At 62.0% G+C, this 24,268-nt stretch carries 22 protein-coding genes and 1 pseudogene; 10 read left to right on the top strand and 13 right to left on the bottom strand.

The window, feature by feature from the left end:
* Window positions 1–688: 688 nt before the first annotated feature.
* Together IVB18_RS21625 and IVB18_RS21620 are read left to right on the top strand one after the other, a co-directional pair.
* Window positions 689–1,408: a hypothetical protein gene (locus IVB18_RS21625; protein WP_247990980.1), complete on the top strand. Its 720-nt coding sequence runs from the start codon at window positions 689–691 to the stop codon at window positions 1,406–1,408.
* The gene (locus tag IVB18_RS21620; RefSeq protein ID WP_247990979.1) at window positions 1,405–1,962 is read left to right on the top strand and encodes a hypothetical protein; all 558 of its coding nucleotides are present in this window, start codon (window positions 1,405–1,407) and stop codon (window positions 1,960–1,962) included. Before IVB18_RS21625 ends, IVB18_RS21620 begins: the two co-directional genes overlap by 4 nt.
* 6 nt (window positions 1,963–1,968) lie before the next feature.
* Here the strand turns inward: IVB18_RS21620 and IVB18_RS21615 are convergent, their stop codons facing one another.
* Window positions 1,969–3,657 carry a type IV secretory system conjugative DNA transfer family protein gene (locus tag IVB18_RS21615; protein ID WP_247990978.1) on the bottom strand — a complete coding sequence of 563 codons (1,689 nt, stop codon included), beginning with the start codon at window positions 3,655–3,657 and terminating at the stop codon, window positions 1,969–1,971.
* Between the two features lie 158 nt (window positions 3,658–3,815).
* On the opposite strand from IVB18_RS21615, the gene IVB18_RS21610 reads away from it, so the two are divergent.
* From IVB18_RS21610 to IVB18_RS21600, 3 genes are all read left to right on the top strand, one after another.
* Window positions 3,816–4,139 carry a hypothetical protein gene (locus tag IVB18_RS21610; protein ID WP_247990977.1) on the top strand — a complete coding sequence of 108 codons (324 nt, stop codon included), beginning with the start codon at window positions 3,816–3,818 and terminating at the stop codon, window positions 4,137–4,139.
* 416 nt (window positions 4,140–4,555) lie between these two features.
* Window positions 4,556–4,774: a hypothetical protein gene (locus IVB18_RS21605; protein WP_247990976.1), complete on the top strand. Its 219-nt coding sequence runs from the start codon at window positions 4,556–4,558 to the stop codon at window positions 4,772–4,774.
* On the top strand, window positions 4,741–5,187 hold the full coding sequence (locus IVB18_RS21600) for a uracil-DNA glycosylase (RefSeq protein WP_247990975.1): 447 nt from the start codon (window positions 4,741–4,743) through the stop codon (window positions 5,185–5,187). The genes IVB18_RS21605 and IVB18_RS21600 overlap by 34 nt, the downstream gene beginning before the upstream one ends.
* A gap of 677 nt (window positions 5,188–5,864) precedes the next feature.
* Here IVB18_RS21600 and IVB18_RS21595 read toward each other — a convergent pair.
* The 6 genes from IVB18_RS21595 to IVB18_RS21570 are packed head-to-tail and all read right to left on the bottom strand — an operon-like array spanning window position 5,865 to window position 12,570.
* Window positions 5,865–6,836: a tripartite tricarboxylate transporter substrate binding protein gene (locus tag IVB18_RS21595; protein ID WP_247990974.1), complete on the bottom strand. Its 972-nt coding sequence runs from the start codon at window positions 6,834–6,836 to the stop codon at window positions 5,865–5,867.
* Window positions 6,837–6,894: 58 nt separating this feature from the next.
* The gene (locus IVB18_RS21590; protein WP_247991694.1) at window positions 6,895–8,025 is read right to left on the bottom strand and encodes an iron-containing alcohol dehydrogenase; all 1,131 of its coding nucleotides are present in this window, start codon (window positions 8,023–8,025) and stop codon (window positions 6,895–6,897) included.
* A gap of 14 nt (window positions 8,026–8,039) precedes the next feature.
* Window positions 8,040–9,077, bottom strand: coding sequence for a 4-hydroxythreonine-4-phosphate dehydrogenase PdxA (gene pdxA / locus IVB18_RS21585; RefSeq protein ID WP_247990973.1), 1,038 nt, complete (start codon window positions 9,075–9,077; stop codon window positions 8,040–8,042).
* Complete coding sequence (locus tag IVB18_RS21580; protein ID WP_247991693.1) at window positions 9,074–10,180, bottom strand: four-carbon acid sugar kinase family protein; 1,107 nt, start codon at window positions 10,178–10,180, stop codon at window positions 9,074–9,076. The genes pdxA and IVB18_RS21580 overlap by 4 nt, the downstream gene beginning before the upstream one ends.
* A 2-nt stretch (window positions 10,181–10,182) precedes the next feature.
* Window positions 10,183–11,622 (bottom strand): FAD-binding oxidoreductase, encoded by a 1,440-nt coding sequence (locus tag IVB18_RS21575; protein ID WP_247990972.1) that lies wholly within the window; start codon window positions 11,620–11,622, stop codon window positions 10,183–10,185.
* A 27-nt stretch (window positions 11,623–11,649) separates the two neighbouring features.
* A complete protein-coding gene (locus IVB18_RS21570) occupies window positions 11,650–12,570 on the bottom strand; it encodes a dihydrodipicolinate synthase family protein (protein WP_247990971.1) in 921 nt (306 codons plus the stop codon).
* Window positions 12,571–12,675: 105 nt separating this feature from the next.
* Between IVB18_RS21570 and IVB18_RS21565 the strand changes: the two genes are divergently transcribed.
* A complete protein-coding gene (locus tag IVB18_RS21565) occupies window positions 12,676–13,515 on the top strand; it encodes an IclR family transcriptional regulator C-terminal domain-containing protein (RefSeq protein WP_247990970.1) in 840 nt (279 codons plus the stop codon).
* 51 nt (window positions 13,516–13,566) lie between these two features.
* On the opposite strand, the gene IVB18_RS21560 is transcribed toward IVB18_RS21565, so the two are convergent.
* Window positions 13,567–13,887: a hypothetical protein gene (locus IVB18_RS21560; RefSeq protein ID WP_247990969.1), complete on the bottom strand. Its 321-nt coding sequence runs from the start codon at window positions 13,885–13,887 to the stop codon at window positions 13,567–13,569.
* 658 nt (window positions 13,888–14,545) lie between these two features.
* On the opposite strand from IVB18_RS21560, the gene IVB18_RS21555 reads away from it, so the two are divergent.
* Window positions 14,546–16,054, top strand: coding sequence for a peroxidase family protein (locus tag IVB18_RS21555; RefSeq protein ID WP_247990968.1), 1,509 nt, complete (start codon window positions 14,546–14,548; stop codon window positions 16,052–16,054).
* Between the two features lie 41 nt (window positions 16,055–16,095).
* Window positions 16,096–16,485: a hypothetical protein gene (locus IVB18_RS21550; protein WP_247990967.1), complete on the top strand. Its 390-nt coding sequence runs from the start codon at window positions 16,096–16,098 to the stop codon at window positions 16,483–16,485.
* 12 nt (window positions 16,486–16,497) lie between these two features.
* Here the strand turns inward: IVB18_RS21550 and IVB18_RS21545 are convergent, their stop codons facing one another.
* Entirely contained in the window at window positions 16,498–18,432 is a 1,935-nt protein-coding gene (locus IVB18_RS21545; protein ID WP_247990966.1) for a BTAD domain-containing putative transcriptional regulator, read from the bottom strand.
* Window positions 18,433–18,641: 209 nt separating this feature from the next.
* The gene (locus IVB18_RS21540; protein WP_247990965.1) at window positions 18,642–19,985 is read right to left on the bottom strand and encodes a YcaO-like family protein; all 1,344 of its coding nucleotides are present in this window, start codon (window positions 19,983–19,985) and stop codon (window positions 18,642–18,644) included.
* A 165-nt stretch (window positions 19,986–20,150) separates the two neighbouring features.
* Here IVB18_RS21540 and IVB18_RS21535 point away from each other — a divergent pair, with 165 nt between their 5' ends.
* A complete protein-coding gene (locus IVB18_RS21535; protein WP_247990964.1) occupies window positions 20,151–20,663 on the top strand; it encodes a hypothetical protein in 513 nt (170 codons plus the stop codon).
* A 39-nt stretch (window positions 20,664–20,702) separates the two neighbouring features.
* Here the strand turns inward: IVB18_RS21535 and IVB18_RS21530 are convergent.
* The 3 genes and pseudogenes from IVB18_RS21530 to IVB18_RS21520 form a co-directional block, all read right to left on the bottom strand.
* Window positions 20,703–20,993, bottom strand: a pseudogene (locus IVB18_RS21530) (zinc-binding dehydrogenase); the annotation flags it as partial.
* 169 nt (window positions 20,994–21,162) lie between these two features.
* Window positions 21,163–22,068 (bottom strand): ribonuclease Z, encoded by a 906-nt coding sequence (gene rnz, locus IVB18_RS21525; RefSeq protein WP_247990963.1) that lies wholly within the window; start codon window positions 22,066–22,068, stop codon window positions 21,163–21,165.
* 67 nt (window positions 22,069–22,135) lie between these two features.
* The gene (locus IVB18_RS21520; protein ID WP_247990962.1) at window positions 22,136–22,507 is read right to left on the bottom strand and encodes a hypothetical protein; all 372 of its coding nucleotides are present in this window, start codon (window positions 22,505–22,507) and stop codon (window positions 22,136–22,138) included.
* 237 nt (window positions 22,508–22,744) lie between these two features.
* Here IVB18_RS21520 and IVB18_RS21515 point away from each other — a divergent pair, with 237 nt between their 5' ends.
* Window positions 22,745–24,265 carry an amidase gene (locus IVB18_RS21515; RefSeq protein ID WP_247990961.1) on the top strand — a complete coding sequence of 507 codons (1,521 nt, stop codon included), beginning with the start codon at window positions 22,745–22,747 and terminating at the stop codon, window positions 24,263–24,265.
* The last annotated feature ends 3 nt before the right edge of the window (window positions 24,266–24,268 follow it).

Here is a 24,268-nt window from a genome sequence, read left to right as displayed (position 1 = left end):
GCCTTCGGCGATTACTGCTGCCGACCGCTTTGGCCGTCGCACGGCGTAGCCGGCGCAACAAGGCCGGATTCGGATCGATTTCGATCGTGGTTAGCCGGTAGCAACTTTAGTGCGTGTGGTGTGCAATTTAGTTAAAATAGTAAATGACTAGTGCTTGGACTGGTAACCCCTAGCATGACTAGCACTGGCTAGTTCGTTGGAATTGCCTAGGGTCAGATTTATGTCCCTAGATCCTAAGAAGCTTCGCCAAGACGCTCAGCGCCTCCATGGCGCGCGTTCAGCGACTGGCGTCGGCAGGGAGACGCTTGGGACGACCAAAGCCGTCCGGGCCGCCCTTCCGGTCATCTATGAGCTCAGGAAGACAGGGGTGTCATGGCCGGCGATTGCGGAGGCGCTTGGGGCGCAGGGGGTCGTTCAGGGAAGAGACCGGGTTCCTCTGACGACGAACAGACTTACGGCGCTCGTGACCCAGATCGAGGATCAAGTGCGTCGGAAGGCGGCAAAGGTCGTCCATCGCAACAGAAACGATACGACTGAGAAGGCAGCGGGACCAGTCAGGCCGCTGACACTCTCACCTGACTTTGCGAACGTTTTCCCAGACACCAGCCAACCACCCACATCGACCGCGGAAGGTCTGCGACGCGACGCGTTGCAGAGGCTTCAAACTATACTAAAAAAGGAAGACTGAATGCCTCGCATTTTGATGATCGCTCAAGAAAAAGGCGGCGTGGGAAAGACCGTTTTCGCGCGGGCTTTGGCTGAAGCGATCGACGGTGCGCCCGTGATCGAGATCGACGCGAGCCCACGCATGATCGAGCTTGGAGAGCGTGTCACCTTCTTCAAAATGCGCGCTGACCGCGAGGCTATTGAGAAAACGGGTGGTAAAGCTTCCCGCGCAGAATTTGACGGTGTACTGGCGGCACTGGAAGCTGCGAAGGCACCAACGATCGTCGATGTAGGCGCGAACACGTCATTCACGCTTTTAAGCGTGATCGCGGAGAGTGCGCCCTTCTTGTCGAGTCGTGGTTGCGAACTTGGTGTGTGCGTCATTGTAACGACAGAACACGCCGCTCTTGCGGCGGCATCATCTATCCTTTCGTCGACCAAATCGTGGACGGCGGCCCAATTCCTGATCGAGAACCGGCTGCACGAAAATGTGGACGCCGACTGGATGAGGAAAAACAGCAAAGGCGTGACGGTAAGTTCCTTCGAGCAACAGATGCTGGAAAAAGGCGCCGAGGAAATTCTGCAAGATGGCGGTTTGGGAAGCATTAAGCGGATCGATCCCGAGAAACTGCGCGCACGACACGGGATCGGGCCCGGGCTCCGCATTCAAAAAGATCTTGAACGGTTCAGAAGAGACGCCATGGAGGCTGTAAGGCCAGCCGCAGAGTGGTTGATTGGATGAGCGGCAAGAAGGACGCGTTGAACAAGAAATATAAGGCTGCGGCTAACCGAGTGACAGAGGTTGAGCGTCAACTCGAAACGGTTAGTAAGATTCGGCTTGCAGAATTGCTGAAACTATCAAAAGCACAGCGCCTCAACGCATTCGATGATCCCGATCTGCTTCCGAACGAGAGACACGAAATTCGGAAGTCGATCTTGATTGGTGACGCGCCACCAAAGTGGCAGGCCGTGACTTGGCGGGCACGGGCTATATTTCGTCGAAGCCGGGCCAGGCTTTTGTCATCGTTGCTTGGAGCTTGCTATGTCGCTGTTTTCATTGTGCCCATAGGATGGCTATTCTACGCCGTATGGCGCAACACAGGCCAGCTTATCGTCGCCTCCAGCCCAATGACCGTTGATTGGAGGATGCCGACCGGTGAAATTATCAGACGCATAGTGCCGGCCGGCGAAAGTCTTGTGCTAATGATGCGGCCCGACGGATCTTACTTCTTCCGGAAGTGGCATCCACAACAAGGTTATGCGATAGCCGAAGTTAATGTCGCCCCCCACCCATAAAGACACTCAGCCGCTCTTGCCTACTGGTGGCTGAAAATCGACAAACGATGCAAAGCGCGGGTCATCATGAGCAACCGTGCGCTTTAGCTTAACCCGGTCCGGTGTGTGGGACAGGCTGTTCAAGAACATAATTTGGTTCTTCTGTAGCACCTTTGGGAGATCAGAGGCGGGCACAAGCCGCAATGCTTCGGTCGTTTTCGTCTGAACCGGCTTTCCCGTCTTGGAGTCAGGCGTCGTTGTGATTTTGATCCCGGTGTAGGTGCCGATTGCGTTCGACCAATACTCGTTCTCTTTTGGCAGCGACGCCGGAAGATTGAAGATGCTGAGCATTTCTGCAGTGGCAATCATGGTATCGGCCCCGTTGACGTTGTACGTATCAACGAGTTGAGATCGAGACTGCCAAAACGTCCAAATTGACAATCCGTAGCCCGGTAACTCTCCGACGCCGTTCAAGATGGCGTCAAATCGACCAAGCACAAATGCCTCGTCGATGAAAGCAATAATCCGTTCTTTAGGTCGATTTTTGCGCACGGACGCGAATAGATCAGCAAGCAGCCAGCGCACATATGGCGCAAGAATCTTTTTCTCTTCTCCGGCAGGTAAGACAACAAAAAGATCGACATTGCCGGCGGCGAGGTCCGCAAGTTCAAAAGTATGAGCTTGCACGACCTCTTGCATACGATTGTCCCGCAGCCACACTGTGGCTTGCTGCGCGGTCGATGTTATGCTGTCGCGAGATTTCGCATCCATCTCAAGTATTGCAACTGCAGCCTGAGAGGAATGATCTGTTGCGCTGCGGGCTGCCTTCAGCATGTCATCGGGCTTCATAAGAAGCAGAGCTGCTCCGACCGGATCGGCTTTTCCATTGCGCACCGTTGCCAGGATTGCGGCGACGATCAGATCGCTCGCTCGGCTGTGAAAATAACTGTTTTCATTTGCCTCCTTAACGGGGGGCAAAAGAGACAGGGCCATGCTTTGAAGATAGAGGATGTCTGTCGGATCTACGAGTAGAAGGGGATTCCATCGGTCCGCTCCGCCGGCGAGATTGAGAGGATCGATACAGCGCACAACGCGCCCCATTGATTCACGGCGACGCTTGACGGCTCGGTAAGCATCGCCTTTTGGATCGATTACCACGGCTGGCCCTGCCCAAGCATCAGGTTCTGGAAATGTTAGGTTTGGAATAATGAAGCCACCAGTTTTCCCTGTTCGAGGTGGCGCGATGGTGAGAAGGTTTCCCTCCACCTGGATCCGTACCGCTTTGCCGCTGATGGGATCGATGCCGACCTCTAACCCCTTATTCATTTTACTGACAGTTCGGTCCGACGCCCAGCTGGCATCGCCATAGACTCCTGAATTGTCGCGGAGCGAGGGAAGCTTGCCACCGAGGAGAAGGAGCGCGGCAATGAAGGCTGTCACGGCCGAGATGGCATAGGACTGGACGACCCCGCCACCAGCGAAGGCGGGCGACTGACCCCGCGCCATATCCCAATACGTGCCGAAGATCATCGGAAAGTTGATAAAGCGATCGAAAAGATGAAGCGCCCAGGCGGCGGGCGAAACGCCGGTGAGTTCTGATGGCCAACTCACTGCAAACCAACCATGCTGAGCAATAAAGGCGGCCGGATAGCCCACCGTAAGCGCAAAACAAACAATGATAAGTGTCAGCGATATTCTTGGAAAAGTCGGTTTCATATTCTGTGAGATGCTTCTTCTTGTTTCATTGACCTCTAGATAATCAGAAGAAGTCTTACGTTAGGGCAAAGAACACCAACGCTTTTTAAGCTTCGTGAATAATCCTCGTTAGTAAGAGTGTGTTCTACGTTGCGCATCAATGTGGAGTACTTGAACGAATGACTATTCTAACCCCAGACCAATTCCGAAGAGCGGAGCTTGTGGCGGGTAACCTCGGTGCTGCCCGCGATCTCCTTTTGCAAAGGATTAAGGCGCTCGCCCCCGCCGTGCGAGGACTTCCTTCAAACGAAGACGATTCACGACGTCTGCAATTCGCGGACGATTTTCTTCGCGACTCATGGGAGATCCGTGCACTCGGCTTTGTCGAAGAAGGAAGAACTCCCGACGAGTGCGATGAGCTTCTTCTGACGCTCGAAGCGGCGCTTGGGAATATCGAGCAGCTTGTCCAGGCTTGGCTCCAAAGACGAGCTGCACGCCGTTGACCCTGCCGATACGATCAGCTCTTGCGCCGTGCTTCATAGAGATGAGACGCAAAGACATTCCACAAATCCGTTAACGATTTCAATTGCTCCAGAGGTTGGGGATCGGGATGAGTGTCCGCGCGCCCCAGCGAGTTGTTCCGGACAGCTCTGATATTCACGCGCCGATGAGGTCATCGAATAGAATTACGACTTCCGCTAACCAAGCTTTGGATTCCGCTTGTGCACAAAGCGTCCGTTTGCGAGGTGCAGGGCCATTTCCTGGAATTGGGGGTAGAGCCGACCTGCCGGTTGCAAGCCGGACCTCTCACTTTGACCCAATCAGACCCGCCCCACGGAAACGACACGTAATACCTCTTTGACCATGCACTACTTCGCGGTTAGCATTCCGTCAGCTAAGCTTGGGATGGACATGAATTGTGATCGGTGAAGATTCCGATTGTGCTCGTTCTCTTCGTTCGCGCGAAGCCGTCGCGCTGCGTACGGCGATGCTGCGCGATCCGCACATCGCGCGGTTTACGTGCTTTGTTGCGAAGCTTGAAAAGGCACATCCGGATTGGGAGTTTCCAAATTTCGACCGCTCGATGGCGGCGCAAAAGCCGATATGCTTTTCCTGTTCGAGAAGCCTGGGCGAATGACATCTGCGGGCGGAAAGGGGTCTGGATTCATCTCGCGCAACAACGACGATCCGACGGCGAAGGCAACCTTCGACTTTATGAAAGAGGCGAACCTGTGCCGCGACCGCACGGTTATCTGGAACGTGGTCCCCGGATGGAACGGCACGCGCAAGATAACCAAGGCGGAGCTTTCGGCAGGCGTGGCTGCTCTGAGAGGCTTGCTACCGTTGCTGCCGAAGCTGCGCACCGTCATACTCGTTGGAAAAAAAGCACAGCGGGCCAAACCGCTTGTTGAGCCCCTAGGCTTCCGGGTTTTCGTTTCAGCCCACCCCTCACCGCTGGTGCGGGCTTCGCAATATGATGTATGGCGCAAGATCCCATCAATCTGGGCACAGGCGGGCATCTTAGATCGGCCACCCGGGCCATGCGACTGACCGGCACCGCCTTGGTCCGTTGTTGGCACATCGCGTCAAATGCGGTGGCGCGGGCGTGTCCGGAGTTGGTGGTGAACCGGACTCCCTCACCGTCGGTCTGGATTAGACGCTTCTGGGGGTAAGGCCGACGTTTGTGCTTGACTCCTACGCAGAGCAGGCAGCCTCCCGTGTGATCGACCATTGGGCGATACCGGCGCCAGGCCATCGCCGATCACCGGCGCTCGCGAGCGGCTGCGCTACCGCCCCCGGGGCACGACCGACCGCTGCCGTCAGGACCACCCTGCCCGCATCTGCCAGCTTCCCCTGACCCCAGCCCATAGCCGCCCATGGCGGCGTTGGCGTGCCGATTCCCGCCGCCGCTTGAATGGTCCACGGCAATGGTCCAAAGTGACTTAACACGACCACCGCGGCAAAACAGGAAAGTGCTGCAGGCCAGTGGTTTTTGATCTCGCGATCGAGTGTTGGTTCGAATCCTAGTTCCCCAGCCAGCCCAGATCAGTCCCTCACATTCGGATGGTCAGAGGCAAGCGCTCTGCTCGGAGCACCGTCATCCCCATGCATCACGATGAGTGCTGCGAGCGAGCTTCATGCACGCACGAAGCTTGGCCGGACCTGCGCGCCAAGCCGCAATCCGGCCCCGAGCCACTTCGAATGTCGCCAGACGATCGGCCTGGAAACTACTCCAGCTTGATGTTCGCAGCCTCGATCACCTTCTTCCACCGCTGCGTCTCCGAGGCGATGTAAGCCGCGAACGGCTCGGCATCCTGCGCCACTGCGGTGGCGCCGAGCTCGGCCATCTTCTGCACCGTGTCCGGCTGCTGCATGAAGGCGCGGATCTCGGCGGAGAGCTTTTCGACGATCGGCTTCGGCGTCGCGGCGGGAACGAAGAAGCCGTGCCAGGCCACGGCCTCGAAACCCGGCAGGAACTCGGCGACGGCGGGAATCTCGGGGTCGAAGGCGGCGCGCTTCGGCGTTGCGGTCGCAAGCAGCGCGAGCTGGCCGGTCTTCACCTGCGGCAGCAGCAGCGGCACGTTGTCGAAGGCGAGATCGATCTGGCCGCTCAGGAGGTCCGTCAGCATCTGGCTCGAGCCCTTGTAGGGCACGTGCACCATCTTGGTGCCGGTCATCTGCTGAAACAGCTCGCCGGCGAGATGCTGCGAGGTGCCGACGCCGGCCGAGCCGAACGAGACCTTGTCCGGGTTCGCCTTCAGATAGGCAATCAGCTCCGGCATGGTCCGCGCCTTGATCTTGTCGGGGTTTACCACGAGGACGTTGGGTACGACGCTGATCTGGGCGACCGGCGCCAGATCCTTGTCCGGCTGGTAGCTGAGCTTCGGCCCGTACAGCGACGGATTGATCGCGAGCGCGGACGTGCTGGCAACACCGATCGTGATTCCATCCGGCGCCGACTTCGCCAGCCGGGTCACGCCAAGAATCGAGCCGGCGCCGCCGACATTCTCGACCACGAACGGCTTGCCCAGCTTCATCTGCAAGTGGTTGGAGACCATACGCGCGAAGATGTCAGCGGTGCCGCCGGCGGCGAAGGGAACGATCACCGTCACCTGCTTGGACGGATAGCCATCCTGCGCTTTGGCCGGTGACGTCGCCAGCAGCATGACTGAGGCAAGAACAAGCCATATCGATTTCATCGAAGTTTCCTCTGTTATCTGTCTGTTATTGATTGGCTGCCGCGCGCGGCGGGAGGGGCTAGAACGCGACCTCATACATCTTCAGGATCGCATCCCGGCCGAGGTCGCGCGGATTGTTGTCGAGCAGGCGGCGGATGGCGTGCGCCTCGTCGGCCATCACGCCGAGATCGTCCCTGGGCACGCCGAGCGCGGACAGCCGCATCTCGAGGCCGAGACCGGTGCAGAATTCATGGGTGGCCTCGAACGCCAGCGTTGGATTTTTGCGCTCGGGCAGGCCGAGCGCTTGCAGCACCGCCACCGTCTTCGCCTCGACCGCCGGCATGTTGAACGCCAGCGTGTGCGGAAAGATCACCGCGCAGGCGAGCCCATGCGCGACATGGTGGCGCGTTCCGAGCGGATAGGCCACGGCATGGCCGGCGGTGGTGTTTACCGGCCCGAGGCAATAGCCGCCGTAGAGCGACGCCAACGCAAGTCCGGCGCGCGCCTCGCGATCGCCACCATCGGCCACGGCGCGCGGGAGATAGCGCCCCACCAGCCGCGCGCCCTCGATCGCGTAGAGATCGATCATGGGTTGCGCCTTGCGGCTGGTATAGGCCTCGACGCAATGCGCGAGCGCATCGACGCCGGTGGCCGCGGTGACCTCCTTCGGCACAGTCATCGTGAGATCAGGGTCGACGATGGCGATATCGGCGAGCATGAAGCGGCTCTGCACCGCCTGCTTGTTGCGGCTGACGGGATCGGTGACGAGCGCGCGGGTGCCGGCTTCGCTGCCGGTGCCCGAGGTGGTCGGAATTTGCATCAGCGCCACGCTGCGGCCAGCCACCTTCTCGGCGCCGACGACGTCCGCAAAGGCCACCTCGCCGGTGCAGAGCACCGCGACCAGCTTGGCGAGATCCATCGCGCTGCCGCCGCCAAAGCCGATGACGAGATCGGGCCAAACCTCGCGCGCCATCGCGATCGCCTTCTCGAGATTGGGCAGGTCCGGCTCGGGCTTGACGTCGCCGAATACCTTGACCGCCCCCGGTAGCGCCAGGCTGTCGACGCGGCGCGCATTGAACGGATCGGAAATAACGAGCGGCCGCTTGGCGCCGATCCGCTCGGCGAAGCGGGCCGCGGCAGTGATCGTACCGCAACCGAACTCGATGGCGGTGGGACGGAGGATTTCGATGGGCGTGAAGGCGTTGGTCATCTCTGCGTTCGGTCTCATGATTTGGATGCGGAGGCGCCAGCGGCCAGCCGTTCGGCATAGTCGATGGCCTCGATCAGGCTGTGCTCGTTGGCGATGCCCTTGCCGGCGATGTCGAAAGCAGTGCCGTGATCGACGGAGGTGCGGATGATCGGCAGGCCCAGCGTGATGTTGACGCCGGAGAGCTCCTGCCAGCGGCCGGTTGCGGGATCGACCTGGAAGCCGAGCAGTTTTACGGGGATGTGCCCCTGATCGTGGTACATCGCGACCGCCGCGTCGAACTGGCCCGCGCGCAGCTTGACGAAGATGGTGTCGCCGGGCACCGGACCGATGACGTCGAGACCATCGGCGACCGCCTTCGCAATCGTCGGCGCCGAAACGTCGATATCCTGCCGGCCGAACAGACCGCCCTCGCCGGCATGCGGATTGAGCGCGGCAATCGCGATCTTCGGCTTGGAGATGCCGAGCCGCAGCAGCGCATCGTTGGTGAGGTCGATCACCAGGCGCAACCGCTCCGGCGTCAGACGTTTCGGCACGTCTTCCAGCGCCACATGGGTCGAGACATGGCTGACGCGCATGTTGCCGTGGGCAAGCAGCATCACCGAACCGCGCACACCAGTCAGATGTGCCAGCATCTCGGTATGGCCGGGAAAATGATAACCGGCCTTGTTGAGCGCTTCCTTGTTGAGCGGTGCCGTGACGATCGCTGAGGTTCGGCCAGCCTGGGTGAGACGCACGCCCTGCTCGATCGCCTTGTAGGCGAAGCGACCGCCATCGGCGCTCAATACGCCGGGCTTGATCGGCGTGCCCTCGATATCGGCCTGGAGGAAGCAGAGGTTCGGCCAGTCGCGATCGTCGGCGCTCACCTCGGGGATCGCAATGGCAGCACCGAGTGCGGCCTTCGCGCCATCCAGCGCCGCGCCGCTGCCGATGATCAGCAGACGCAGATCGCCGGTCGCGATCCGATCCTTCAGTCCGACACAGGCCTTGACGATGATCTCCGGTCCGATCCCGGCGGGATCGCCCATAGTGATGGCAAGATGACGAGAGGTCATGTCGGACCCTCCATATTGAGCAAGTGATTGTCCCGGAGCAGATCGCGCCACAGCTCGCTGGGCCCGAATGCGCCGGATTTCGAGATGACATCAACGCCGGCCCAGCGGCCGCCTTGCAGGACCGAGCGCGGCAGTCCCGGCACGATACGTCCTGTCACCTGGAGCGCAACCGCGCCAAGAGCAACGCAGACGGCCTTCAGGGTTTCGCCGCCGGCCACGATCAACGTACCCGGAGGTTCCAGTGCCGCAATCAGCGCCGTCAGTTCCCGCGCAATCCGCCGCGCCGCCTCGGCGCGCGACAGGCCCTCGACGAGGGAAAATTTGACCAGCGCCACGTCGTCGTCAGCCAGCTTGCGCTGAACGCGCGCGACGCCCTCACCCTCGGTAAGCGCGAGCGTCGCCTCGCCGCAGGCCGCCAGCTGGGATGCGGTCGCGGGCTGGTCGGAGCCGAACAGCCCCAGCAGCGGCCGCTTCAGTTGCGGCGGCGCATCAGCGCGGTGGCCGCGGGCAAGCGCGCCGGCCAGTCCACCACTGCCGCACCACAGCACGGGCGCGGGCATTTGACGTCCCATCTCGACGACGCGATCGAGATCGAGATCGCTCTCGGCATCGAAGACCTGGACGCCGCCTTGCGACAGCGTGTCGGGCCGTCCCTGGCGAGCCTCGATGCCGTCCTGTCGCAATTGGTCCAGCAGATTGTCGCCGACCCGATGCCAGTCGCCTTGCACGGTGCGCGCGAATTGCTGGCCTTCGACGGTGCGACGCCCCTGATAGTCGAAGGCGGGCGCGACCACGCAGGACGCCCAGTGGCCCTCGCTGAGGCAGGCACCGAGCTCGGCCGCCCATGCACCACGGAGCAGGCTATCGACCTTCTTGTAGGCGATCGTGCCGTCGCGGAGCAGCGGCGCCAGCCTTCCGACAATCTCGACGCTCTCCGCCTTCGAGCACTCGCGGGTGCCGCTGTCGATCGCGAGACTCTGAGATCCCGGCGCCGCAGACGCTTCCGCCCAGGTGACGTCGAACGATCCGCACAGCCCGACGAATTCCGCCGCGGTGTCGAGCGCACCGGTGAGATCGTCGGCAAGCAGGCGGACGCTCGTCATCGTCATGTCGCTCCTGCGCTGAAAATCTTGCCGGGATTCATCAGACCGTTCGGATCGAGCAACTGCTTGATGCCGCGCATCAGCTCGATGTCGAACGGATCGGCGACGCGGGCGAGCCGGCCACGATTGGTGATCCCGATGCCATGCTCGGCACTGATCGCCCCACCCTGCGCCGCAGTCTCGTCATCGACGATCTCGTTGATCTCAGCCACCAGCGCGGCCGTCGCAGCCGGATCCTGGCAATGCGCGCGGTCGATCAAGGCAACCACGTGGATGTTGCCATCGCCGATATGGCCGTGCATCACGACGCGCGCATGCGGCACGGCTTGATTGATCCGGGCCTCGACCTTGGTGACGAAGGCCGCCTGACGTTCCAGCGGCACCACGCTGTCGTGCGACACCACATAGCCACTGCGCTTGTTGCCTTCGGATACGCTGTGCCGGACCGCCCAGATCGCCTTCGCCTGCGCGAGGTTGGATGCCAGGATGGCGTCCTCAGCAAGCCCCACTTCCATTGCCTCTGCAAGCACCGCGGCCAGCGGCTCGTTGAGGTCGACGCCCGCGAGCGTGTCGGTCAGCTCGACGATCAGATACCACGGCGTCGTCAGCTCGAACGGGATCGTCACATGCGGCACGGTCGCGGCAATCGCCTCGATCTGCGACCGCGACATGATCTCGAGGCTGCCGAGCCGGTCGCCGACCGCACCGCGCAGCCGTTGCATGATCTCGAGCGCCTGCTCGACGCCCTGCAATTTCAACAGTGCCAAAGCCGAGCTGCGCGGCGGCGCGAACAGCTTCAGCACCGCCGCGGTGACGATGCCAAGCGTGCCTTCTGCACCTATGAAGAGCTGCTTGAGTGCGTAGCCCGTGTTGTCCTTGCGCAACGCGCGCAGGCCGTTGAAGACGCGGCCGTCGGGGAGCACGACCTCCAGGCCGAGCACGAGATCGCGCGTCGGCCCGTAGCGCAGCACGGCGGTGCCGCCGGCGTTGGTCGAGATGTTGCCGCCGATCTGGCAGGAGCCTTCGGCGCCGAGGCTCAGGGGGAAGCAGCGATCCGCGGCCCGCGCCGCATCCTGCACCTCGGCGAGGATGCAGCCGGACTCTACCGTGATCGTGTTCGCAAGCGGGCTGACGTCGCGCACGGCGCGCATGCGGTCGAGCCGGATCACGACATTGCCCGCGCGATCGTCCGGCGTCGCGGCCCCGCACATGCCGGTATTGCCGCCTTGCGGCACGATCGCGAGCCCCCTCGCCCCGCAGTATTTGACGACGGAGGCGACCTCGGCGGTCGAGCCGGGCTTCACCACCGCGACGGCGCGGCCGTGATAGCGCCCGCGCCAGTCCGTCACATAGGGCTCCTGGTCGGGCCCGGACGCGATGACGTGCTTGTCGCCGACGAGTTCGGCGAGCCCGGCCAACGCATCATGGAAAGAACCTAACATCGGAACGCCTCGTCGTCCGCACCAAGCCTAGACGGCGGCTGCGAATGCAGCGACATCGGCAAGCAGCTCTTTTATTTGAGCCGACGGCAACGACTCCAGCGGCGGCCGCAGGCGCTGCCATCCGGCATAGCCGGTGCGCTCGGCAACCAGCGCCTTCAGAGAGGCCATCTGCGGGAAGCGCGAGACCAGCTCGCGCGCCTGGACGATACGCGCCTGCGCCGCCTTGAGCGCCGCGTCGTCGTCGCTGTCGCGGTAGTGCTTATAGACATAGGCGAGGTCGCGCGCGATGAGATTGGAGGTCGCCGTGATGCAGCCCGCACCACCCTTGCGCAGCAGCGGCAGGAGCAGCGGATCCGCGCCGACCAGGACCGCAAAGCCGGGGAAACGCTCGACCATCGCGGTCATGTTGGCAAAGTCGCCGGAAGAATCCTTGATGCCGACGAAGGTGGCCGGATAAGCCGCGCGCAGCCGCCCGATCAGCGCATGCGAGATCGGCTGAGCCGACATCTGCGGGATGTGATAGAGCACGATCCTGAGCCGCGCATCGCCGATGCGCTGCACGATTTCGCTGTAGGACGCATAGATGCCGTCGTCGGTGACGCCCTTGTAATAGAACGGCGGCAGCATCACTACGGTGTCGACGCCGACCGAAAGCGCGTGGCGCGTCAGGGCGATGGTCTCGCTGAGCGCGGCAACGCCGGTGCCGGGGAGAAGCCGCTGCGGCGCGATGCCGGCGGCCACCACTGCCTCGAGCAGCGCGATGCGCTCGGCAGCCGAGAAGGAGTTGGCCTCGCCGGTGGTGCCGAGCAGCGCGATGCCGTCGCAGCCTTCATCCAGCAGATGGCGGCAATGCGCGACAAAGCGCGCATGATCGGGAGCGAGCTCGGCGTCGAGCGGCGTCAACGCGGCGGAGAACACGCCATGAGGGTGCAGCGATGATGTCGACAAACTTCCTCCGATCGTCAAATCGATATTGTTCGGAATGCGAACATTTGTTATTAGCTGATACGTTGGTAAAATCAGGTTGCCGCCGCGTCAAGGGCGACGGCTGTCATGGCGGGGCATTCGAGCATGGCCAAGGCCGCAAAGCGCGCATCGGAAACGACCCCGAAAAATCCCAAGAATTATGTCGCTTCCGTCGGCAAGGCCTTCGCGGTGCTGAAGAGTTTCAGCAGCGAAGCGTTCGAGCTTACCTTAAGTGAAGTTGCCGCGCGGACCGATCTCGATCGCGGCACGGCGTTCCGGCTGATCCAGACGCTGATCGAACTCGGTTATCTCCAGGCCGTTCCGCAGAGCCGCCGGTTCCGCCTCGGCGTCGCCTGCCTTGACCTCGGCTACACCGTGCTGTCGCACGGATCGTTGCGGCCGATCGTCGAGCCGCTGCTGCGCGAGCTAGTGCCGGCGGTTGGCGATGCAGCCTCGCTCGGCGTGCTCGACGGCGGCGACGTGGTCTATCTCGCGCGTATCGGTGCGGGCCTCGATCGCCACAAGATGGATCGACGGCCGGGTACGCGCATTCCCGCCTACAGCGCCGCGCTCGGCCATGCCATGCTCGCGCATCTGGCGCGGGACGAGCAGATCCAGCGGCTGGACGCCCGGCCCCGCGTCAAATTGTCGGAGCGGACGCTGACTGGTCTCGACGCCCTCCTCGACCGGCTCGATCTGGTGAAGCGGAAAGGCCATGCCGTCTCCGACGGCGAGAACGCCTATGGCCTGCGCACGCTGGCCACACCGATCTTCGATGCCCAGGGGATCGTGATCGCGGGATTGAGCGTCACCGTGGACGCAATGCGCATGGACATGTCCGCCTTTCGCGACCAGGCGCTGCCACGGCTGATGCGGATCACCAGCCTGGTGCAGGACCTCGCGATCAAGTCCGGCCTGTCGACCTGATCGCGTCTTTCGGCGTCGGCCAAGCCGTCTACACTTTCGCGGTCCGCCGAACTAATGCGTGCGTCCAATGTTGACGACGATCTCGCCCTTGCAGGTCGCGATCATCACCTGACCGTATTCGTCCTGCGGCGGACTTTCCTCATAGCGAAGCGGGATCGTGGTGATTTGCTCCGGCGCTTCGCCGCTCGGCTGCTGCGCGCTCACGTCGAGGATCAGGATCTTCGGATTGATGCCCTGCGGCGAACGCTTGGTCAGCCTGGCGTGCCAGCCATTGGTCGGCACCCGCACATCGCCCGTCATGATCAGCTTAGGCGGCGCGCCAGGCGCGCGGTCGATCCAGGCCTTGAAGGTATTTCTCAGCAGGACAGTCATGACATCTCTCCTTTGCCAAGTTACGTACCTGCAAGTGCCATTGATAGCGTCATGGCAACGGACGGAGCTTAGGCCGACGTAACGAAGCGGATCGTGAATGACACGTGAATTCGGGACGCGCGTTGGACCTGCGCCCTCCCGCACGCCGTCGGAAACGATGCCCTTTCCGACGCTCTCTTGCGGCGAATTTTCGCCCGGCGGCAGGTGCCCCGAACGGCCAGCCGTCCGGGGAGCTTGACGCCACCGCTCCAACGCGGCCAGCGGACGGATTCGCTCGTCTTCCGCGTGCAAGGTCGATTCACGCTCGAATCACGTTGCTCAAAATAGAGTGCGCTCGGCTTTGGGAGGTCAGCAATGGGCAGGCACGGGGGTGGATTCTCGATCGCAGGGGAGCAACTCGGCGGCGGTGCGGCCGGTGACGCAGGGCTATCCGGCATCGGCAACCGCGAATTGTCCGCCAGGTTGAGGGCTGACGCATTTCCGGATCGGGCATCAGCCCCACCCAAGCAAGGTGTTGTTCCGGGCTTCCGGCATTTCCTTTCCGATCTGGACACATTGCCGCTCGAGAAGCGGTTCAAGGTTGATGGCAACGATCCGCTCAAATCAGATGAGAGCAAGGAGCGGCTTCGTATCCTGATGGAACGCCTTTGCCAAGCGCATGCGCGTCGCTCCGGTGTGGGAGGAAGGACAAGGACCTCAGGAAAACGCCGACATTCCGGCCGGATACACCTATCTTCTCCAGCTCGTCGCTCACGATCTCGTTCAAACGTCGTTCCCCGTCTCGGTGCTTGAAAATACCGCGACCGGCGTGCGCAATGATCGGGCCTACCGGTTGAAACTGGACACGATCTACGGCGGCGGCCCCGAAGTCTGCCCGTTCGCTTACGTCGCCAGGCCGAAGGCCGCCCGTTCAAGGCTGCGTTTGGGCGGCGGTGGGATCAACAGCGAGGACAAGGTCGAGATGAGGCCGAAGGGCCGTGACATCGCACGGGTTGCCTGCGAGTGGGACCCGCACAGTGACGCAAAACGACTAACCGACGTGTTGATTGCCGACCAACGCAACGACGATCATGCGATCTTGTCCCAGCTCACCACCCTGTTCCACTATCTGCATAACGGTCTGCTGACCAGGCTTTCCCCGTCGCCAGCCAGCGGCACGGCAGATTCCGACATCGCGGCGACCTACAAGGCGTTTCTCTGTGCGCGCGGCGCGGCCACGCTCATCTATCGCAATGTCATACGCCGCGATTTGATGAAGCGAGTCCTGAACCGGGCAGTCTACGACAGGTACAATTTGGACCAGCCTCAATTGCTGAGCTCTGCCTCTGCGCGACAGCCCTATCGGGGGTCATTGATACCTCTGGAATTCACTCACGCTGCGTTTCGCTTTGGCCACGCAATGGTCCGCGACAGTTACAAGATCAATCCCGCCAACGAATTTCCGCTCGGCAAGGTCCTGCGCGCGACATCCTATTCCGGGCCCGGCAATATGCCGTTGCGCCGAAAATGGATCGCAAGCTGGTCGCTCTTCTTCGATATATCAGGCAGGTCTCGACCTCAGCCGAGCATGCGCATCAGCCCACACTTCAGCGGGCAACTCTACGACAAGACTTTATTTCCCCCGATTTCCTCCGACGGAGCATGGGGGCTCGCGTACAGAGACTTGATGAGCGCAGCGTTTGCCGGCCTGTGGTCGGTGAACAGCCTCATCGACGAGATCCGCGAACGGCAGCCGTCCCTGATCGGCAGCGATCGGCTGCTTGAAGATCGCAGTTATCGCGTCGGGCGGTTGCGGGCCTGGCTCGAGCAGAATCGCGGAGACCTGACCGACGCCGATATTCGGACCCTCGCCAACGACCCGCCGCTCTCCTTCTTCATTCTGTTCGAAGCAGCCATGGGCCCCGATGACCCGGCGAAGCGGGGCAAGACGCTCGGCATGCTCGGCTCGATCATCGTCGCCGAGGTCATTTTTGGTGCGATGCTCGACGACCGAATGCCGACCGGCTCCTCACCGGGGAGTCTCGAAGACCCGCTTACCAGTCTTTCAAAGCGCATCTACTCGGCCAACCGTCTCAATTTTGTGCCGGAGATCGAAACGATGAGCGACCTCGTCCTGTTCATCGCCGAGATCGCCAACCTGCAAGACGCTGACCCGACTTTTCTCTGACAGCCGGCAATGCCGCCGGCCACAAACCAAGGGAGATCGCAATGAAATTCGAGATGTTCGACGTCGTGAACTATGATGTCTGGGGCGACCTCGTGAAGAAGTGGGCTCACGACAAGTCATCGCGCCCGACCACCGTCACAGAATTCAAAGACCAGCTCGACAAGGCCGGCGTGGTGGCGAAGTATCCCCGTCCATTCACCGAGCTCGTCTTCATCGAGACGTCATACACTGACGGCAAGCTGCTCATCAAGCTGCCGCCGGCTGAGCTGATCGATGAGGCCGAAAAGGATTTGCTGGGTTCCAACTACCCGCTACCGCCGTTCTACACGGACGATATGAGGGACAGCAATCTGGAGAACGACACCCCCGACGGCAGGCTGGTTTTTCATTCCAAGCGCGTCGGCGAGTACACGATCAAGTTCTGCGGATGAGCGGACGATTGCTCACCACGCGTGATGCGTGAGGTCGACAACCGGGACGCCTGCGCCGCCGATTCCATCGCGCAGGCGCTCCCAATCCTCGCGGCGGGCAATCGGATGCGCATGGAGGAACCAGAGCGCGATCTCGCGGTCGGTGGGCGCCTTGCCAAACCATATCGCGCGTATGCCATCGAGGAATTTCTTTGCCTCGAGGCGAGCCTCGTCGTTCCTGCCGAGATGAAACAGCGCGGCGGCTTTCCAGCCGGGAAGCGTTTTCGCCACGTTGCTGGCACGATTGATCCCCTCGATCGCCTCCAGGTAATTGCCTCGCATGAATTGAAGCACGGCGCGATAGGGCCAGTGCAGCGGCGGCGGCGCCCACGAAACCTTGAGCGCTTCGGCCACGAGTTCGGTTCCACGCTCGAAATTGCCGCAAAAGCCCTGACAGGAAGCCGCCGACAACAATGTCCAGGGATCGTTGCCGTTGAGCTCGCATGCAAGATCAATGTGGGCGTAAGCTTCCGAATATTGCATCAGCATCGCCTGCGACCAGCCGAGGCAGAGTTGAGCGCGGGAATCGACGGGATCCAGTTGCACCGCCGTTCGTGCAAGCTCGAGCGTCGACTTCGCTTTCGCCAGGTCGCGGAACAGGCCGGGAAAGACGAAATGCTCGGTGTTGTTCATTTGAACCAGCGCGCTGTAGCTGGGAGAAAAGTTCGGTGCGACGGCGATCGCCTCGGTCAGGAGCGCGATCGACTCGCGCCAATGCTCGGCGCTGAAGCTTCCGAAACTCGCCTGCGCGCGCAGCCAGCGGTCGTAAATGTCCAGGGAAACGTCCGGCGCGGTGGCCACGCGCGTGAGCCGCTCGGTCGACAGATAGACGTTCACCGAGAGCGCCGTGCGTTGCACGATCCTCTGTTGCACCTGGAACCAGTTCTCGAGCTTCAACTCGAACGTGTCGCTCCAGATATAGACGCCGGTACTCGTCTCGCGCAGCGTCAACACCATGCTGATCGTGTCACCCGCCTGATAGGCGGTGGCCGCGACGCTGTAGCGGGACGCTGCGGCGCGTTCTCCGGACGACAGCGGCTGCTCTCCCGTACCGTCTCCGACATACCACTCACGGAATTTGGTCAGACAGGCGATAAAGTGATGTCGGAAACCGGTCACGAGGTGGACGCGATCCGCACTCACGCCGTTCATGCTAAACGGATCAACCAGGATCGCGATCTTGGCGGCGGTTCGCGATAACGCTGGCGATTGCCTCGGCGCTTCGTCGGCAGCCGGCGCTTGCGGGTCCTCCTGTTGCGCCGGATCGCCCGCAAGGGATGGAGCGACGCTCTCGAACTGACCGTTCTTGATGTCGGCAATCAATTGCTGGGTCTTGACCGAGGGCTCCATCCCGTACTCTTCGTCGAGGATGTTCCACAGGGTCTTGTAGGCACGTAACGCGCCGGACAAGTCGCCTTCCTCCGCGCGTGTCTGCATCACGTAGCGGCACGCCTCCTCGTGGGTCGGGTCGAGACACACGATTGCCTCTGCCAGCTCGCGCCTGTTCGCCACGACCAGCTCGACGTTCCGAAGGCCGGCCTCGAGGGCGCGCAGAATTCGATCGTGGAAGGTCTGCCGCTTGGCGAGGAGCCAGACGCGGAACGAAGGGTCGATATCGTCCAGGCCGGCAAGGAGGGTCTCCATGAGACGGGCTGAACTCATCAAGAGTGCATGCGCACGTTGGGCCTCGGCCTCCCGCAAGGCGTCCCAGAGATCGACATTAAGCCCGTCACGCGCCATTTCCACGAGCAGCTTTTCAATCTGCAACCCGTCGTAACCAGCTTCGATAAACGTCTCCCGCAACTCATGGAGGACCTGACGAAGCGACGCACGCGCCTTGTACTCGTCGGACTCGCTCCACAGCAGCCCGACCAGCCGCTCGCGTGTTTCCTGATGCCGGTCCGTCAACGCCAAATAACCGAGAACCGCGCGCGATTTTCGGCCCTTTACCCGGATTTCCCGACCCGCGAAGGCGACGGACAGACTACCAAAGACAGAAATCGTCAGGCTTTCGCGCGGCTTGAGAATGCCACCGTCCCTTACAAGGGATTTCGACAGAGGTGCTCGAGCGCTCACTTCCGATCCGCTCCGTAAACCGCACTTATGAATAGAAGCAACTATAACAAACCAATTCCACGTGTATAGACATCGCCTCCTCCCGTCCGGCTTCGCGCCGACGCCAGCCGTTCGGTCGCGACTTCGGAAGGCTCCATCTGAAGCGCGGGCGCTGCGATCCGCACGACCGGGATGCCGAACGTGGGACGGGTCAGGTCAATCGCAAACGTCTCGATACCTCTGGCCGATAATCTCTCGACCAGGGCGTGGAGCTGCCCCGCCGGCGTGCCCGGGCTGAACTCAGCGGTCGGGCGGTTTGGGGCGACCGGATGCAGCAATTCACACCTCGTCGCGTCGATCAGCGTGCTACGGGCGATGTGGCGATGGTCGTATTCGTTCAGCGCCTGGTCGCCTCCCTCCCGGCGCTTCTGCTCCACGACTGCATAGGCCAACTCCATTTGGCACATCTCCATGAGCGCCGAACGGACCGCGTTCTGGAAGTTCAGACGGGCCGCCAGCCCGCAGGCGAAGCCGCCTCCATCAGCACGGCACGACATCGCGACGATGCAGGGAACGTCCATGTCGGTCGTGATGTCGAGGAGCCAGGACCGCCTGGTCGTTACGCCGCGCCGGGCTTGAGCGACCAAAGCTGCGGCCGTCGCGATGGCGTGACCTTCGAGCGCAACCAGCCGCCCGCGAATGCCGCCGCGCCACCACAGACTGGCCGCATCTCTCTCAACCAGCTCCAGCATCCCGTGCAATGCGGCTGCCTCGAAAGAGGTGCCGGCCGCACAGCCCGAGCTCAAGCTGAATGGCGGCGTGAGCGCGCTGCGTTCAGGAATGCGCCGCAGGCACAAATCCGCGGGAAACCGCACCGGCCGACCGCTCGAAAGCTGCGTCGCTTCGATCCAATCGACATCGCTACGCGCCGACGGCCGCATGAACTCGGAGAGGACTGCCCGGGAAGCAGGATCGAAGGCGGCAAGGCCATCTTCGATCGCCCCATCCTGAAGCCGGTCCAGCGCAGTCTCGAACTGGGAGAGATACTCCACGCCTTCTCCGATGCATGACTCGAAAGCCTGACGTAGCGACAGGCCGGCGCCGGACGCACTCGATCGTGCCTGATGCAAGAAGGTGGAATCGATGCCCGCCGCGCTGATTTTCGCGCCGAAGAATGTGGCTCCCGGAGCGTCACGCGAAGCCAGTTGAAAGACACTGGAAAATCTGCCCGCCGCTTCGAGGAGCGCAATGCGATGGCGCGTTTCCGATGGATCCGTCCCGCCGAGCGGGAGGTATTCGAGCTTTTCGAGGATGACTTCGAGGTCGCTATCGCGGCCGTGCGTTGGCGGGCCCGCCAGGTATGCGGCCAACCGCTCGAATTGGTTGGTTGCCTTCGAGGCTTCCATCGGTCGAATTCCGCTACCCCGGCAGGGTACAGGTGCGACCGCCAGCATGCCATCAAGCCCCGGCGGAAGGTCAAAAAAAAATTCGCGCGATCTCATCTCGACCGATCAAATTCACGCTGGTTTCACGCCCCCACACGATGATCCGCATTGACCACAATGGTTTAGATGGCCCGCATGTTGAAAAATGGCTTTGTCGTTGCAATGGCTGCGGAATTCTCGTTCGCGGCATACGACCGACCGACTTCGATCCGACGGACGATCCGACGATGGATTATCGTATCCCGCTGCGGTCCAAACTCGGAATTCATTACCATCGCGAACGCAGCCGGCAAGGTCGAGCCGGAGGCCGATGCACCGATCGGCCTCGCTCCGATCAACACGGCCGTCGGAGTTCTGCTTTCGGAAACTGCGGCGGAAAGCACCTTCCTTATGGTTCGGCAGCAGCCGACGCGTTTTCCGATCGCAGGATCATTTTTCCCGGCCGACGGTTATGGCCGGATATTCGATACACGGGGAACATTCAGGTTGCGGAGCGAAGGGCGGCACGCGCACAGCCCGAGAGGCCCAGATAGCCATGTCCGCAACGATGTCCCGGATCCCCCGACGAACACGCGACGAGCATTGGGCTGGCACGTGGATGCGATCCGGCGCAACTGGACCGGCGAGTTCTTCACCTAATCGTCTGACACCCTGCTCCAAGGCGATTTGCCGCCATGCCTACAGCTTCACAACGACCTTGCCGAAATGTGAGCTGGTCCGGAGATAGGCGAATGCTTCGGGGCCTCGTCGAAGCCGTAGACGCGATCGACGATTGGGTGGATCGCGTTGTCGGTCAAGAAACGATTCATAGCGGCGAAATGTTCGACCGATCCGACGGTGATACCGATGATGTCGGCATTTTCCCACTGAAGGCGCGCGTGGTCCGGGCTTCGGACCGACCCCTGTCAAAACACCAATCTGAACGATCTTGCCACCCGAAGCGACCGATCGTAGCGATCGGTCATAGGTGACGCTCAGCCAAAGCCGGACAATTCTGGCTGGCTTCTTGGCAAGCGTGAACTGATCGCCAGATACCTGCCGCGATCGAAGGCGATATGCCGGGTAAATTATAGCTTAGTGCTCGATGGGCCGGCCTTCATCCGCAGGCGCAGAGCCTCGCCAGGAAGAGTCGCGACGACTAGACAACGATGTGATCGAAGTCGGCGGTGATCCGGCTGTTCGGAAACACTCGTGCCGCTTCGGCCAATATCTCTTCGTCCCGATAACGTCCCGACAGGTGGGTCAGCACGAGTTGCCCGACGTTGTTGGCGGCCGCAAACGAAGCCGCTTCTGCCGCGGTGAGGTGGCCGTAATCCCGAGCGGTCGACGCGTCGCGATCGAGGAACGTCGCTTCGATCACCAGCACGTCGGCGTCAGCAATGTATTTTGACAGCCCCTCGGTGGTTTCGGTGTCGCCGATGACCACAAGTTTCTTGGAGCCGCTCGGCGGCCCCAGGACATCCTCCGGATCGATCGCCCTGCCGCCCTCGACCACGACCGGTCTTCCTTCAGCCAACTCTCTGCGCATCGGACCGTCCGGAACACCGAGCATCGCGAGGCGGTCGGGCTGAAGGTGGCGGCGAGCGGGGCTCTGGAACGAGAAGCCGAAACTGTCCGTGTCGCGATGGCGGACGGGAAAGCAGTCGACGGTGTATTCGCCCGCATCGATGACCGGTCCCTCCGTCAGTGGCACGAATTCCACCGGTATCGGTGCCCTTCCCGCGCCCCACAAGCCCGCAAGCATTCGGGCGACGATGTCGAGCGTGCCTGGCCCTGCATGGATGGTCATCACGTCGGCGTTCTGCCGCAACCGCAACGTTGAAAAGAGGCCGGGGATACCGAGTACGTGGTCGAAATGACCGTGCGTCAACAAGATGCGATCAAGACGCCGAAAGCCGGCGCCGCTACGCAGCAACTGACGTTGAGTCCCCTCACCGCAATCAATCAGGATACGCTTGCCCGCGGCCTCCACGAGGAGGGCCGGATGGCTGCGCTCTGCGGAAGGAACGCTTGCCGAAGTCCCAAGAAACGTCAGGGCGAACATTGTCTTCGCTTGTCCAGAGACCGCCCTCTCCTCGACAGCACCTCAACGGCCTGCACGGTGGACGGCCTCACCGCCCCCAATGCCACGCGAGCAGCAGCGCGTACAGGCCCATCGACGCGGCGTAGAGCGCGGCCAGGAGTGCGTAGCTCGTGATCTGGCGACCAAGCGCCGCCTTCGGCGCGATCGGCAACGCCCGCACATCGCACTTAGGGGTTCCCGCATCGATCCGGATTCCGGCGGCGGATGCTCTGGCCCCTCGCTCCTTGGGGACGCTCCACCAAAAAACGCGAAAACAACCCCATGCAAAGTAGAAATCATTGAAGAATTTCGTCCGGCATGGCTCGAGGCCTGCCAGCGACGACGTTTGACACGTCGGGCAAAACAGGCGCAGGATTGCATGATCGCCCGATTGTGAATTCACCATCGAGCCGACCGCCATTTACCGTTCGGAAGGCATCGCCGCTTCGAACGCAAGGCTTGGACATCGATGCCGGTGTCGAAGCCGCGTCCCTCGCAAGACAGCTCGACATTCGCTGACCGTGACCACCTCGCGCCCCCGATCGGCGGGCAGGTCTGGTTCCCGTTGCGCCGCCTCCTCATCCCGTTCCACAAATTGCATGTTCGATACTCAGATCGATTTGCAGCCGCGACGGCATCGACACGGCGATGAGATACAATGGAGATCGTGATGCAACGAGGGTTGGCCGCAGAGGCCGTTGATTTGGATTACGGCTCGATCAGCGCGCTTCTGAGCGCCCTGCAAGCGCGCAGGATATCTGCGTCAGAGCTGCTCGAGCACACGATCGCGCGCATTGAGGCGCTGGACTCGGAGATCAATGCCGTCATCGTTCGTGATTTCGATCGCGCAAGAAACGCTGCGCGCGCTGCCGATGCCGCGCTTGGCCGCGGCGAGTGGCGGCCGCTGCTCGGCATCCCCGTGACCTTGAAGGAGCCCTTCAACGTCGCCGGCCTGCCGACGACATGGGGCTTTCCGCATTTCAGGGATTTTCAACCGGCGGAAGACGCCCTTGTCGTCTCGCGGTTGAAGCAGGCGGGCGCCATTATCATCGGCAAGACCAATATCCCGATCGGCCTCCGGGATTTCCAGAGCTACAACGACATCCACGGGACGACGAACAACCCGTGGGACCTCGGCCGGTCGCCCGGTGGCTCCTCGGGCGGATCGGGGGCGGCGCTGGCCGCGGGTTTCGGTCCGCTCTCGATCGGCTCGGACATCGGCGGCTCGATCCGGGTACCCGCACATTTCTGCGGTGTGTTCGGACACAAGCCAAGCCTCGGCCTGGTCCCGCTGCGCGGATACGGTCTGCCGCCGGCACCACCCGTTCCGGGCCAGGGCGATCTGGCTGTGGTCGGACCCATGACGCGCACTGCCTCGGACCTGGCGTTGGCGCTCAACGTGATTGCCGGCCCCGACGAGACGCGCGACGGGATCGGCTATCGCCTTGCGCTGCCCGCCCCGCGGCATACCCAGCTCAAGGATTTCAGGATCCTCGTGATCGATACCCATCCGCTGATGCCGACGGGAGACGCCGTGCGTTCGGCCATTGGACGATTGGCCGACCGGCTCGACAGATCGGGCGCGCGGGTCGCGCGCTCAAGCACGTCGCTGCCCGATCTCGCCGAATCCGCGCGGCTCTACATGAAGCTGTTGAACGCAGCGCGAAGTCCGCGCCTGACACCCACCGCCCTCGCTGAAGCGCAAGGACTTGCCGCTGCATTGGCGCCCGACGACCACAGCCTGCAGGCCGAGCGCGCCCGCGGCTGGGCCATGATCCATCGTGAGTGGCTCGCGACCGACGCGGCGCGCCTGCAGCTGCAACGACAATGGCAAGAGCTCTTCGGCGACTTCGATGCAGTGATCTACCCGGCGGCCGCCGTGCCGGCCTTTCCGCACGACCATTCCGAGCCGTTCGATGCGCGGCAACTCGACATCGATGGCAAGGCATACCCCTACGCCGACGCCTGCTTCATCTGGGCGGACCCGGCATCAACCTGCAGCCTGCCTGCGACCGCTGTTCCGATCGATCGATCGCCTTCGGGCCTGCCGATTGGTGTGCAGATCATCGGGCCTTATCTCGAGGACCGCACGACGATCGTGCTTGCCGAGCTGCTCGAACGCGAGTTCGGCGGTTTTGCCCCGCCGCCGGTGCTGGCTGCAATGCAATCGGCGAGATGATAG

The organism is Bradyrhizobium sp. 186, assembly GCF_023101685.1.
In the GTDB taxonomy this organism is placed as follows: Bacteria; Pseudomonadota; Alphaproteobacteria; order Rhizobiales; family Xanthobacteraceae; genus Bradyrhizobium.
Note: the sequence above shows the minus strand (reverse complement) of the source record. Positions and strands in the feature narration are given on the sequence as shown.

Excerpts from the sequence above, each read along its gene's own strand:
- IVB18_RS21580 (WP_247991693.1), bottom strand. The coding sequence starts at position 10,180 with ATGACGAGCGTCCGCCTGCTTGCCGACGATCTCACCGGTGCGCTCGAC.
- IVB18_RS21595 (WP_247990974.1), bottom strand. The coding sequence starts at position 6,836 with ATGAAATCGATATGGCTTGTTCTTGCCTCAGTCATGCTGCTGGCGACG.
- IVB18_RS21575 (WP_247990972.1), bottom strand. The coding sequence starts at position 11,622 with ATGTTAGGTTCTTTCCATGATGCGTTGGCCGGGCTCGCCGAACTCGTC.
- IVB18_RS21520 (WP_247990962.1), bottom strand. The coding sequence starts at position 22,507 with ATGGCGGTCGGCTCGATGGTGAATTCACAATCGGGCGATCATGCAATC.
- IVB18_RS21615 (WP_247990978.1), bottom strand. The coding sequence starts at position 3,657 with ATGAAACCGACTTTTCCAAGAATATCGCTGACACTTATCATTGTTTGT.
- IVB18_RS21540 (WP_247990965.1), bottom strand. The coding sequence starts at position 19,985 with ATGGAAGCCTCGAAGGCAACCAACCAATTCGAGCGGTTGGCCGCATAC.
- IVB18_RS21535 (WP_247990964.1), top strand. The coding sequence starts at position 20,151 with ATGGCCCGCATGTTGAAAAATGGCTTTGTCGTTGCAATGGCTGCGGAA.
- rnz (WP_247990963.1), bottom strand. The coding sequence starts at position 22,068 with ATGTTCGCCCTGACGTTTCTTGGGACTTCGGCAAGCGTTCCTTCCGCA.
- IVB18_RS21625 (WP_247990980.1), top strand. The coding sequence starts at position 689 with ATGCCTCGCATTTTGATGATCGCTCAAGAAAAAGGCGGCGTGGGAAAG.
- IVB18_RS21560 (WP_247990969.1), bottom strand. The coding sequence starts at position 13,887 with ATGACTGTCCTGCTGAGAAATACCTTCAAGGCCTGGATCGACCGCGCG.
- IVB18_RS21515 (WP_247990961.1), top strand. The coding sequence starts at position 22,745 with ATGGAGATCGTGATGCAACGAGGGTTGGCCGCAGAGGCCGTTGATTTG.
- IVB18_RS21550 (WP_247990967.1), top strand. The coding sequence starts at position 16,096 with ATGAAATTCGAGATGTTCGACGTCGTGAACTATGATGTCTGGGGCGAC.
- IVB18_RS21555 (WP_247990968.1), top strand. The coding sequence starts at position 14,546 with ATGCGCGTCGCTCCGGTGTGGGAGGAAGGACAAGGACCTCAGGAAAAC.
- IVB18_RS21565 (WP_247990970.1), top strand. The coding sequence starts at position 12,676 with ATGGCGGGGCATTCGAGCATGGCCAAGGCCGCAAAGCGCGCATCGGAA.
- IVB18_RS21600 (WP_247990975.1), top strand. The coding sequence starts at position 4,741 with ATGCTTTTCCTGTTCGAGAAGCCTGGGCGAATGACATCTGCGGGCGGA.
- IVB18_RS21610 (WP_247990977.1), top strand. The coding sequence starts at position 3,816 with ATGACTATTCTAACCCCAGACCAATTCCGAAGAGCGGAGCTTGTGGCG.
- IVB18_RS21620 (WP_247990979.1), top strand. The coding sequence starts at position 1,405 with ATGAGCGGCAAGAAGGACGCGTTGAACAAGAAATATAAGGCTGCGGCT.
- pdxA (WP_247990973.1), bottom strand. The coding sequence starts at position 9,077 with ATGACCTCTCGTCATCTTGCCATCACTATGGGCGATCCCGCCGGGATC.
- IVB18_RS21590 (WP_247991694.1), bottom strand. The coding sequence starts at position 8,025 with ATGACCAACGCCTTCACGCCCATCGAAATCCTCCGTCCCACCGCCATC.